Origin of the sequence: Lonsdalea britannica (assembly GCF_946477055.1) — a bacterium.
In the GTDB taxonomy this organism is placed as follows: Bacteria; Pseudomonadota; Gammaproteobacteria; order Enterobacterales; family Enterobacteriaceae; genus Lonsdalea; species Lonsdalea britannica_A.
On sequence record NZ_CAMKXG010000004.1, the window covers coordinates 1 to 12,356 of the forward strand.

The window sequence follows — 12,356 nt, forward strand, 5'->3', positions numbered from 1 at the left end:
GAGCGCGAGCGCCTCAAGCACATCGTGTCCGCTTACTGCGACGAACAGGGCGGCTTCATCATTCGTACCGCCGCCGAAGGCGTGGGCGAACAGGAGCTGACGGAAGATGCGGCGTTCCTGAAGCGCCTGTGGGCCAAGGTGATGGAGCGTAAGAAACGCAACAAAACCCGCTGCCAGCTGTATGGCGAACTGGCGTTGGCCCAGCGTATCCTGCGGGATTTCGCCGGCGCGGCGCTGGATCGCATTCGCGTTGACTCCAAGCTGACCTTTGACTCGCTGGTGGAGTTCACCTCCGAATACATCCCCGAGATGGCCAGCAAGCTGGAGCTTCACGCGGGTAAACAGCCGATTTTCGATCTGTACGACGTGGAAAACGAAATTCAACGCGCGCTGGATCGTAAGGTGGAACTGAAGTCGGGCGGCTATCTGATCATCGATCAGACTGAGGCGATGACGACGATTGATATCAACACCGGCGCTTTCGTCGGGCATCGCAATCTGGATGAAACCATCTTTAATACCAATATCGAAGCGACGCAGGCGATTGCCCGCCAGCTGCGACTGCGTAATCTGGGCGGCATCATCATCATCGACTTCATCGATATGAGCAACGAAGACCACCGTCGGCGCGTGCTGCATTCGCTGGAGCAGGCGCTCAGTAAAGATCGGGTAAAAACCAGTATTAGCGGCTTCTCTCAACTAGGATTAGTGGAGATGACCCGTAAACGTACCCGTGAGAGTATTGAGCACGTATTGTGCAGCGGCTGTCCTACCTGCCATGGTCGCGGTACGGTGAAAACGGTTGAGACCGTCTGCTACGAAATTCTACGCGAAATTGTGCGCGTTCATCACGCTTACGATTCAGACCGCTTCCTGGTTTATGCCTCGCCGCGCGTCGGCGAAGCGCTGAAAGGCGAAGAGTCCCACGCGCTGGCCGAAGTGGAAGTCTTTGTCGCGAAACAGGTCAAAGTCCAGATCGAACCCCTGTACAGTCAGGAGCAGTTCGACGTGGTGATGATGTAATACAGACGGCGTGTGGATGCCGGCGGCAAGCGATAGCAGAAAACGGATAGTCGATGTGATGTGGATATGGCGCTTCCGCCAGCTCTGCAGCCGGTGACGAAAAACAAGGAGACATGCGTGAGGCGACTGCCCGGAATAGTACTTGCGACGGGAGCCACCCTTATTGTACTGGTTGCGCTGGCGGTCAGTGGGCTGAGGCTCGTCATGCCGCATCTGGACGAATTCAGACCACGGCTGGTGGCCTGGGCGCAGTCTGTCTCCGGGATTCCGATAGAGGTCGCGAGCCTCAACGGCAGTTGGGAGCCGTTCGGCCCTACGCTGGAAATTGACCACATCCGCATTCAGCATCCGGATGCCGACTGGCAGTCGGAACGCGTCACGCTGGCGCTGGATGTATGGCAATCGTTGCTTCACCTGCGCTGGCAGTTCCGCGATCTTACCTTCTATCAGATGCAGCTGGACATCAAACATCCCCTGCAATTTTCGCAAAAAAACAACGACAGCGGCTGGCAGGCGAGCCAGGTGACCGACCTGTTTCTGCGTCAGCTCGATCACTTCGATCTGCGCGACAGTCGTATTACCTTTCTGACGCCCTCCGGCCCGCGCGCCGAACTGTTTATTCCCCAGCTGACCTGGCTGAACGGCCACAATCGTCATCGCGCCGAAGGCCAAATCAGCCTGTCGAGTTTTAACGGACAGCACGGCGTAGTGCAGATGCGCATGGACTTGCAGGACGATCAGGGATGGCTGAATGACGGCACCCTTTATCTGCAGGCCGATGATATCGATATGAAGCCGTGGCTGAGCCGCTGGTTGCGCAACAACACCGGTCTGGAGAACGCGGACTTCAGTCTGGCGACCTGGCTGCATGTGCGTAACGGCGAGATCGCCGGGGGCGATATTCTGCTCAATGAAGGCACGGCGGGCTGGCGCGATGGCAAAGAGACTCACCGCATCAGCGTCGACAACATGATGCTACAGGCCAATCGGCAGGATAACGGCTGGCAGCTGACTATCCCGGCGTTGAAGGTCGAGACGGACGGTCAGGCCTGGCCGCAGGCGGCGATCTCTGCGCAGTGGTTGCCGGCCGATAAGCCGGTTGACGGAGAAGCGCTACAGGGTGAACTGCGCGTGCGCAGCGGCAATCTGGCGCTGGAGCGCTTTACGCCGCTGCTGCCCTTGCTGTCCTCCGCCATGCCTGAACTGAAAACACGCTGGCAGGCGTTGCAGCCGAAGGGGCAGTTGACGACGCTGGCGCTGGATATTCCGCTGGCGACGCCGCAGGACAGCCGTTTTCAGGTCGGTTGGCAGGATGTCAGCTGGCAGCCCTGGCAGATGTTGCCGGGCATTGACCATTTTTCCGGTACGGTCAGCGGGAGCGTGGGTAGCGGTGAGGTACATCTTCAACTGAACCAGAGCACGTTGCCCTATCCGGGCATGTTCCGCGCGCCGCTGGAAATGGAAAAAGTGGAAGGGAACCTGCACTGGCGCAGCGACGATCAAGGGTGGTCGCTGTGGTCGAAAGGCTTGGACGTGCAGGCCAAATCGCTGTGGGTCAACGGTGATTTTGACTATCGCCATCCCGCCAAGGGCGAGCCGCAGTTGAATATCCTCGCCGGGCTGCGTTTGCACGATGGCGCGGAGGCATGGCGCTACTATCCCGAACACTTTATGGGAAAAAGACTGGTCAATTACCTCAGCCAGGCGGTGCAGGGGGGCTCGGTAGACAACGGCACCCTGATTTTTGCGGGTAATCCCTCGAACTTCCCCTTTACGCATCATGACGGACAATTTCAGGTGTGGGTGCCGCTGAAAAACGCCAAATTCGGCTTCCAACCCGGTTGGCCCGCGCTAAACAGTGAAAATATTACCCTGAACTTCCTGAATAACGGGCTGTGGATGAATGCCCCGCAGGCGCGGCTCGGCAACGTTGAAGGCCGCAACATTGATGCCGCGATCCCCAACTATCAGCAGGAGCTGTTGCTGATCGACGGCGACCTGAGCGGCAGCGGCAAAGATGTGAGTGATTACTTCATGCAAACGCCGCTGAAATCCACGCTGGGGACCGCGCTCCAGCAGCTGCAGGTCGGCGGCAACGTGGCCAGCACACTGCATCTGTCCATCCCGCTGAACGGTAAGCTGGTACGGGCGAGCGGCGAGGTCACGATGAACGATAACAGCCTGTTCATCAAACCGCTGGGTGTCACGTTGCGCCAGCTCACCGGCCGCTTTAGCTACGACAACGGCAATTTGAAGAGTGAACCGTTGCAGGCCACCGTATTCGGGCAACCGCTGACCGCCAGTTTCACCACGGAAGAGCAGGAGAACGCATTTAAGGTTAACGTGGACCTGCAGGGCAACGTACAGCCAGCTCGACTGCCCGGTTTGCCTGCCGACGTCGTCAGCGCGCTGGGCGGCAACGCGTCCTGGAAAACCCAGGTGGGCGTCACGTTGCCGCACAAGGGCGGCGCAACTTATGACGTGAATGCTCAGGCCGACTTAAAAGAAGTAAGCAGTCACTTACCTTCTCCACTCAATAAAGCGTCCGGCAAAGCGCTGCCGGTTCAGCTGAGCGCCAAAGGCGACTTGCGCGGCTTTACCGTACAGGGCGTGCTGGCTAAGAGTCAGCGGTTCAACAGCCGCTGGTTGCTGAAAAGACACTCGGTGGCCTTGGCTCAGGCGGTCTGGCGGGACGGCGGTAAGAGTGCCCCTGCGTTGACCGGCGAAGACGGCGCTACGCTAAATCTGCCTGCGCTCGACGGCGAACGCTGGCTGGGGCTGCTGTCCGGTGCGAAATCCGCGATGGGGACGGGGAGAAGTGGATTCTCGTTGCCAGAGCGCATCACCGTGACGACGCCGCAGTTGACGCTGGCGGGCCAGCAGTGGCGCGACCTGGAACTGAGCGCGTACCCGACGACGGGCGGCACTGCGGTGACGGCGCGCGGCCGCGAGATCGACGGACGCCTGGAGATCCCGCGTACCGGCGTGTGGCGAAGCGACATTCGCTATCTTTACTACAATCCTCAATGGTCCGGGAGCACGTCGCCTTCCACGTCGGGCAAAGCCGCAGCGCCCTTTACCCTCACCAACGAGACCTTTGCCGGGTGGCCTACGCTACAGCTGAATTGCAACGAATGTTGGGCGATGGGACAGAATCTGGGCCGGATTCAGGCGTTAGTCGTACCGGAGAGAAACAAGATTTCGATTCGTGGCGGGCTGGTGGATGACGGCAAGGCGCGTTTGACCCTCAACGGCACCTGGCAACAGGCTGAGGGCGGAAGCCGCACCTCGCTGAAAGGCGTTCTGTCGGGCGATAGCCTGACGGAAAGCGCCGAGTGGCTGGGCATTTCCACGCCGCTGCGGGGTGAGTCCTTCAACATCGATTATGATCTCTATTGGCACGGCGAACCGTGGTCTCCGGACCTGCCCACGCTGAGCGGCATCTTGCAGACCCGCCTCGGGAAAGGGGAAATCACCAGCGCGAGCAGCGGCTCCGCCGGGCAGTTGCTTCGCCTGATCAGCTTCGATGCGTTACTGCGCAAAATGCAGTTCGATTTCAGCGATACCTTTAATAAAGGCTTTTATTTCGACAGTATCCGCAGCTCGGCGTGGATCAAGTCTGGCGTGCTGCATACGGACAATCTGCTGGTCGATGGACTGGAGGCGGACATCGCCATGAGCGGCGATGTCGATCTGGTGAAACGGCAGATCAACATGGAAGCGACGGTCGCGCCGGAGCTTTCCGGTACGGTCGGGGTGGCTGCGGCCTTTGTGGTGAACCCGGTCGTTGGCGCGGCGGTATTCGCCGCCAGCAAAGTGTTGGCGCCGTTGTGGAATAAATTTTCCCTGATTCGTTACCATATTTCCGGTAGTGTGGATCAACCGAAGATTCAGGAAGTTCTGCGCGAAAAGCAGAAAGCCCGCGCGGCGACATCCGGCCAGTAAGGGCGGCATGTTTATCTGATTACCTTGACATGAAGAGTGACATCCTATGAGTCTGACGTTAGTCAGTGAGCAATTACTCACAGCCAACAAGCTGAGCCTGAACGATTTAAATACGATTCTGGAGACGCTGAACGAGCGTCGTCTGGACTATGCCGATCTCTATTTCCAATCCAGCTACCATGAGTCCTGGGTATTGGAAGATCGCATCATCAAAGACGGTTCCTACCACATCGATCAGGGTGTGGGGATCCGTGCCGTCAGCGGCGAAAAGACCGGTTTCGCCTATGCCGACCAGATTACGTTAAATGCGCTGCACCAGAGCGCGCAGGCGGCCCGCAGTATCGTGAGAGAACAGGGTAACGGCGCGGTGCATGCGTTGGGCGAGTCGGCGCATCGCGCGCTGTATCCGAGCCAAAATCCGTTGGATAGCCTGACGCGGGAAGAGAAAATCGCCCTGCTGCAGCGCGTGGATGCGACGGCCCGTGCGGAAGACGCCCGCGTGCAGGAAGTCAGCGCCAGCCTGACCGGCGTGTATGAGCTGGTGCTGGTGGCGGCCACGGATGGCACGCTGGCCGCGGATATTCGCCCGCTGGTACGTTTGTCCGTGAGCGTGCTGGTGGAACAGGACGGCAAGCGTGAACGTGGCTCAAGCGGCGGCGGCGCGCGTACCGGTTACGACTACTTCTGGCAGTTGGTGGAAGGCGAAGCGCGAGCGGAAGCCTGGGCAAAAGAAGCCGTTCGTATGGCGCTGATCAATCTCTCCGCGGTCGCGGCGCCTGCGGGTTCAATGCCTGTCGTGCTGGGTGCTGGCTGGCCGGGCGTGCTGCTGCACGAAGCGGTCGGTCACGGTCTGGAAGGCGACTTCAACCGTCGCGGCACGTCGGTATTCAGCGGTCAGATGGGCAAACTGGTGGCGTCCGAGCTGTGTACTGTCGTGGACGACGGGACGATGGAAGGCCGTCGCGGCTCGTTGGCGATGGACGATGAAGGCGTACCGGGTCAGTACAACGTGCTGATCGAGAACGGCGTGCTGAAGGGTTATATGCAGGACAAGCTCAACGCCCGTCTGATGGGCGTCGCGCCCACCGGCAACGGTCGTCGTGAGTCCTATGCGCATCTGCCGATGCCGCGCATGACCAACACCTACATGCTGGATGGGAAATCAACGCCGGAAGAGATCATCGCCAGCGTGGACTACGGCCTGTATGCGCCGAACTTCGGCGGCGGTCAGGTGGATATCACCTCCGGCAAGTTTGTGTTCTCCACGTCGGAGGCCTATCTGATCGAAAAGGGTCGCATCACCAAGCCTGTCAAAGGCGCGACGCTGATTGGCTCCGGTATCGAAGCCATGCAGCAAATCTCGATGGTGGGCAACGATCTGTCGCTGGATATGGGCGTCGGGGTCTGCGGTAAAGAAGGCCAGAGCCTGCCGGTCGGCGTCGGCCAGCCCACGCTGAAACTAGACAGCCTGACGGTGGGCGGCACGGCTTAATTCCCCACCGTTCTTCTCCGTCGTCGTGACGTCCTATCAGGGCGCCGACGGCGGAGGATTCTCCTGGCGATACCCCTGATAGGTCAGCGCCACCTTTTTGAAGTACTCCGTCAGATAATTGATGCACACCTGCACCTTTAGCGGCAGATGGTCTTTGCGCGTATACAAGGCATAGACCGGACGTGGATCGGAATGGTAGTGGGCAAACAAAATTTCCACTTCACCGCGCTTAATCTCCTCAAAAACCCACATCAGCGGCACATGTGAAATTCCCGCGCCGTGCTTGAGCCAGCGGATCAGCGTCTGGGAATCATTGGTGACGAAGCGCCCCTGCGGCTTCAGCCGTGTCGTTAATCCTTCCGGCGAGATTAGCTCGAATTCGCTATCAGGCCGCACGCTGTATTCCAACCAGGAAAAGTTGTCGATGTCGGACAGTTTCTCCGGCGCGCCGTTCTGTGACAGGTAGCTTTTGGCGGCGCACACCACCATCGGCATCGACCCCAGGCGGGTGGAAAACAGGCTTGAGTCCTGCAGCGCTCCCACGCGGATCACGATATCCAGACCGTCGGCGATCAGGTCCGGCGCGGGGATGCCGCTGACCAGATTGACGGACAGCCCCGGATACTCCTTCAGCATTTCCGCCGTCATCGTCGCCAGTACGTTCTGAGCCATGGTGGAAGTGCTGCCGATACGCAGCGTGCCGATCGGCGTGTTGGTAAACGCATACAGCTGATCGTGGACTTCATGCGCTTCGACCAGCATGCGACGGCAGCCGTGGTAATAGATTTTCCCGGCTTCGGTCAGCCCGATGCTGCGCGTACTGCGGTTCAGCAGTTTCACCTGTAACGCATTTTCCAGCTTGGTCACCGTTTGGCTGACGGCGGAGACGCTCATTTTCAGCTGCCGGGCGGCGGCGGTAAATGAACCGAACTCCACCACTTTGGCGAAGACGGTCATGCTTTTTAGTCGTTCCATTATTAAGCCTGGCTTAAAAGTGATTTAGATCACACTGGGTAGATAAGGTCATAATAAACATCCATAATGAGGCGTGTCTAAACAGGAAGCGCGGTGTTCCCCTCGCTGTGCTTCTGTCTTTGTTACCTCTATGAATGAAAAAGTAAGCGCTTCATCATACCGATCATTCGTTACGTATGTTCTTCATTATTGTTATCAGTCTTGCTGTGTCTTCCCCCGCTGGCGGTCAATGACTGCGGGCGGAGGTTTTTTTTGGTTATTTGCTATGCTGCTTACAGGGTGTATTGCGCATCAGAGTGAGAGAGATAAGAAAAAGATGAATTCGCTTCCGGTCATGGTCCTGTTCGGCCTCTCGTTCCCACCGGTATTTTTTGTCCTGCTGGTATCGCTGGCGCTGTTTTATATCTGTATCCGTCTGCTACAGCCGACCGGGATCTACGATGTCGTTTGGCATCCCGCGTTGTTCAACACCGCGCTGTTCTGCTGTCTGTTTTATCTGCTGTTCCGTTTCGGTCTTTGAGGTCGTTGTGAATACATCCGCGCTGACAATCTATTTGAAAAAATTCGCTCGTATCGCGATCACGCTCGCCCTGGCCTTACTGGCTCTGGTGGCGATCGTGCGCGTATGGGCTTTCTACACCGAATCGCCCTGGACCCGAGACGCGCGATTCACCGCCGATATCATCGCTATCGCGCCCGATGTCAGCGGATTGCTGACCACCGTCAACGTCCACGATAACCAACTGGTGAAGAAGGGCGACATCCTGTTTGAAGTCGACAGGCCTCGCTATCAGCAGGCGCTGGCTGAAGCGCAGGCGAACGTCGACTACTACCAATCGCTGGTGGTTGAGAAAAAACGGGAAGCGGGCCGCCGCCTGAAATTGGGGACGCAGGCGCTGTCGCGGGAAGAGATCGAACAGTACGGCAATACGCTGGAGACAACGCAGCATCAGCTGGCGCAGGCGCAGGCCTCGCTCGAACTGGCCCGGCTCGATCTGGATCGTACCGTCGTCCGCGCGCCGTCGGATGGCTGGGTGACCAACCTGAATCTGCAGGTCGGTGAATTCATCACTCGCGGCGCGACCGTGGTCGCGCTCGTGAAAAAAGATTCCTATTACCTGTGGGCGTACATGGAAGAGACCAAGCTGGGCGGCGTTCGTCCCGGCTTGCGGGTGGAAATCACGCCGCTCGGCAGCAACCGAATTTTGTACGGCACGGTGGATAGCGTGGCCTCGGCGGTCACCAACAGCAATATCACCACCGACAGCAGCGGCTTGGCGACGGTCGACTCCAATCTGGAGTGGGTCCGGTTGGCGCAACGGGTGCCGGTAAAAATTCGGTTGGACCAGCAGATGGGTAATCTCTATCCGGCAGGCACCACCGCGACGGTTGTGGTCACAGGGGAAAAAACGGAGCATACGAAATCAATGTCGCCGATGTTGAAACTGATGCACCGGCTGCGCGAGTTCGGGTAAGGCATCGCCATGTTCAATTTCCCCGGATTTATCCGGCTGCGATTTGCCTTCAAGCTGAGTTTCGCGATCTTGCTGTCGCTCATGCTCGGATTCTATATGCAGCTGGAAACCCCGCGTTGGGCGGTGCTAACCGCCGCGATCGTGGCCGCCGGACCCGCTTTCGTCGCGGGCGGGGAGCCGTTTTCGGGCGCCATCCGCTATCGTGGGCTGCTGCGTATTATTGGGACGTTTATCGGCTGTATCGGGGCGCTGGTCATCATCGTCAACACGGCGCGTGCGCCGGTCGTGATGCTGATGCTGAGCTGCCTGTGGGCGGGCGCCTGCGTGTGGATCTCATCGCTGGTACGGGTGGAAAACTCCTACGCCTTTGGGCTGGCGGGTTATACCGCGCTGATTATCGTCGTCACGACCCAGAGCACGCCTCTGCAGGCGCCGCAGTTCGCCGTCGAGCGCTGCAGCGAGATTGTGCTCGGCATCATGTGCGCGATCTTGGCCGATCTGCTGTTCTCTCCGCGATCCATCAAACAAGACATCGATCGTGCAATGAAAGCGCTGCTGTTGGATCAGTTCCAGCTGTTGCAACGCTGCGTATTCGGGGCTTCGAAAGAGGAACTGGATGCTCACTGGCACGCGCTGGTGCGCAACACCCAGTCGCTGAACGGCATGCGCAGCCAGCTGAGCGTCGAGTCGTCCCGCTGGCAGCCCAGCAACCTGCGCCTTAAAAGTATGGTGACCCAGTCCTGGCTGATGATCACCCAAGCCTGCGAAACCTACCTGATTCTGCAAGACAGCAAAGCGCCGATCGACGGCGCGTTGTCTGTGCTTCTGGAGCAGCCCGTCAAGACGCCAGAGGAAGGTCGTCAGCGCTTACGCCAGCTGCGTTATCTGGTGGCCGTCAACGGCGCCAGCCTGCCGCCGTCGCTTGTCGGCTGGGTCGCGACGGCGACGCGTTACCATCTCCTGATGCGAGGCGTACAGAGCAACGGACGCATCAACCGTATTGAGGCGGAGGCGCTGACGGCGGATGTGGCGGTGAAAGCCACGTCCGCAGAGACCCATCACGCGATGATCAACGGCGTGCGCACGTGGGCGGCCACGACGTTAGGGTGCCTGTTCTGGCTGGCGACGGGATGGAACTCCGGCAGCGTTTGTATGGTGATGCTCGCCGTGGTGACCGCGCTGGCGATGCGTTTGCCCAATCCGAAAATGATGGCAAAGGATTTTCTGGTCGGAACGCTGTTCGCGCTGCCGCTGGGATCGTTCATGTTTATGCTGGTGCTGCCCGCCACTCAGCAGAGTCAACTGCTGCTGTGTCTGAGCCTCGGCCTCATGGCCTTTTTTATTGGTATCGAAGTGCAGAAGCGACGGCTGGGATCGCTGGCGTCGTTAGCCACCACCATCAATATTCTGGTGCTGGATAATCCGATGACCTTCGATCTCGCGCAGTTTCTGGATAGCGCCATCGGGCAAATCATCGGCTGCTTCCTGGCCTATCTCGTTATTCTGCTGATTCGGGATAACTCCCTGGCCTGGACGGGGCGGACGCTGATGAATCGCTTCGTTTTCGGTGCGGTATCGGCGTTGAACACGCGTCAGGATCGACGGCAGGACAACTATCTGCCCGCGCTTTATCAATACCTGTTTCTACTGCTGAATCGCTTTCCGGGCGATATCGCCAAATACCGGCTGGCCCTGTCGCTGATCATCGCGCATCAGGGGCTGCGGCAACTGGATATTCCCGTCAGCGAAACGCTGGCAGCTCACCACCGGAAGCTGCGGGCGACGGCGGGACGGGTAATTAAGGCGAAGCAGGATACGGTGCGCAGCCGCTACTTCACGCAGCTGCTGGAGGAGATGGATGCGTATCAGCAGGCTTTGCTGGACCATCGGGTCGCGGAGAAAACGATCGCCTCGGTCAGCCGCTTGATTGCCTTACTGCGGCGAAATCAGAATGCGTTTATCGGCTAATGACGCCGCCGAAGCCTCTTCACATCGTCCCGCTATCTCTGTTTGGGCGGACGGTGTAGTATTTCTCCACCCCTTTTTTTGACTTCATTCACCGTAACGTGCGTGGCGACACGCGCAGCTGACGTACAGGTAACGACGTATTATGACTTTGCACCTTTGGTTAGTTTACACCGGCGTGATCGTGGCGCTGATCGCCATTCCCGGCCCGTCTGCGCTCATCAGCATGACGCATGGTCTGCGCTATGGACAACGACGTGCGATTGCCACTATCGCAGGCGGGGCGTGTGCCGCGTTGCTGCTGATGACCGGCTCTGCGCTCGGACTGGGGGCGATCCTCGCGGCGTCGACGACAGCGTTTATGCTGCTGAAGGTGGTGGGCGCGGCTTATCTTATCTGGCTGGGGATTTCGGCGTGGCGAGCAAAAACCGGCCCGGTGACGGAAACCGAAAGCGTCGCGCTGCCGGTCGATGAACCCGGCGCATTCACGCTGTTCAGACGCGGTTTCACGGTGGGCATCAGCAATCCGAAAGATCTGCTGTTCTTCGCGGCGTTGTTTCCCAACTTCATTGATACCAGCATGCCGCAGGCAAGTCAGTTTGCACTGCTGGCGCTGACCTGGACGGTGTTGGATTGCAGCATCATGTTCTGTTACGCCTGCATGGGAAAACGCGTGTCTTCCCTGTTTGCGCACCCGAAACGTCTGCGGTTGTTCAACCGCGCGTCCGGTTCACTGTTTATTTTTGCGGGTACGGCGCTGGCGGCATCAGCCAAGTAGCGATAGGGCGGACCGGCGGCGAGGAGTACGCCAGCTGCCGGTCAGGACTTTCACGCTTGGGCTTCGGCCAGCTCTCGCAGATATTGATACAGCTGGCGAGATGATTTCGGGGGCTTGTTGGCTGCTTTCTCTTTCTGAGCGTTACGCAGTAATGAGCGCAGCTGTTGGCGATCGGCCTGAGGATAAAGCGTCAGCACGTCGCTCATGGCGTCGTCGCCTTCCGCCAGCAGACGGTCACGCAGTTGCTCCAGCTTATGGAATAACGCAACCTGTTGGTTATGGCGGTTCTTCAGTTTATCCAGCGCCAGCTGAATCGGTTCCGGATCGCGCGCGCGCAGCATTTTGCCGATCAGCTGCAGCTGACGTCGGCGACCTTCTTTCTTGATGCGCTGAGCCAGCTCGACGGCGGCCAGCAGCTCTTCATCCAGCGGGATACGTTCGAGGGCATTTTTCCCCAGGGCGACCAGTTCCGCCCCAAGATCTTTCAGGGCTTCAGCATCGCGTTTGATTTCGCTTTTGCTGACCCAGATAATTTCGTCGTCGTCTTCTTCCTGGCTGGTAGGCGGGACGTCGTCCTGCCAGTCTTCGGGGTGTTTATTCATGCGTGGTTTCCTCAAAAAGAGGCCGATCCTATCAGGTTATGGCTTGCTGCGAAATTGTCGGCAGATCCTGTTAGACTCAAGGATATCACGCTACCTCTTTA

9 protein-coding genes are annotated in these 12,356 nt (G+C 58.6%); 7 read left to right on the plus strand and 2 right to left on the minus strand.

The window, feature by feature from the left end; genetic code table 11:
• From rng to tldD, 3 genes are all read left to right on the plus strand, one after another.
• Positions 1-1,023: ribonuclease G (gene rng / locus Q7O77_RS00710; RefSeq protein WP_304162381.1), on the plus strand; the 1,023-nt coding region annotated here is incomplete at its 5' end.
• A 117-nt stretch (positions 1,024-1,140) separates the two neighbouring features.
• Positions 1,141-4,968, plus strand: coding sequence for an AsmA2 domain-containing protein YhdP (yhdP, locus tag Q7O77_RS00715; protein ID WP_304162384.1), 3,828 nt, complete (start codon positions 1,141-1,143; stop codon positions 4,966-4,968).
• Between the two features lie 46 nt (positions 4,969-5,014).
• The gene (gene tldD, locus Q7O77_RS00720) at positions 5,015-6,460 is read left to right on the plus strand and encodes a metalloprotease TldD (RefSeq protein WP_304162387.1); all 1,446 of its coding nucleotides are present in this window, start codon (positions 5,015-5,017) and stop codon (positions 6,458-6,460) included.
• A 36-nt stretch (positions 6,461-6,496) separates the two neighbouring features.
• On the opposite strand, the gene aaeR is transcribed toward tldD, so the two are convergent.
• The gene (gene aaeR, locus Q7O77_RS00725; protein WP_304162391.1) at positions 6,497-7,435 is read right to left on the minus strand and encodes an HTH-type transcriptional activator AaeR; all 939 of its coding nucleotides are present in this window, start codon (positions 7,433-7,435) and stop codon (positions 6,497-6,499) included.
• A gap of 316 nt (positions 7,436-7,751) precedes the next feature.
• On the opposite strand from aaeR, the gene aaeX reads away from it, so the two are divergent.
• From aaeX to Q7O77_RS00745, 4 genes are all read left to right on the plus strand, one after another.
• Positions 7,752-7,955 (plus strand): p-hydroxybenzoic acid efflux pump operon protein AaeX, encoded by a 204-nt coding sequence (aaeX, locus tag Q7O77_RS00730; protein WP_085651086.1) that lies wholly within the window; start codon positions 7,752-7,754, stop codon positions 7,953-7,955.
• Between the two features lie 7 nt (positions 7,956-7,962).
• Positions 7,963-8,910, plus strand: a complete 948-nt coding sequence (aaeA, locus tag Q7O77_RS00735) for a p-hydroxybenzoic acid efflux pump subunit AaeA (protein WP_304162395.1) — start codon at positions 7,963-7,965, stop codon at positions 8,908-8,910.
• A gap of 9 nt (positions 8,911-8,919) precedes the next feature.
• A complete protein-coding gene (aaeB, locus tag Q7O77_RS00740) occupies positions 8,920-10,878 on the plus strand; it encodes a p-hydroxybenzoic acid efflux pump subunit AaeB (protein WP_304162398.1) in 1,959 nt (652 codons plus the stop codon).
• A 142-nt stretch (positions 10,879-11,020) separates the two neighbouring features.
• A complete protein-coding gene (locus Q7O77_RS00745) occupies positions 11,021-11,653 on the plus strand; it encodes a LysE family translocator (protein WP_304162401.1) in 633 nt (210 codons plus the stop codon).
• 50 nt (positions 11,654-11,703) lie between these two features.
• Here Q7O77_RS00745 and yjgA read toward each other — a convergent pair whose 3' ends face one another.
• Positions 11,704-12,255 (minus strand): ribosome biogenesis factor YjgA, encoded by a 552-nt coding sequence (gene yjgA / locus Q7O77_RS00750; RefSeq protein WP_304162404.1) that lies wholly within the window; start codon positions 12,253-12,255, stop codon positions 11,704-11,706.
• Positions 12,256-12,356: the final 101 nt, after the last annotated feature.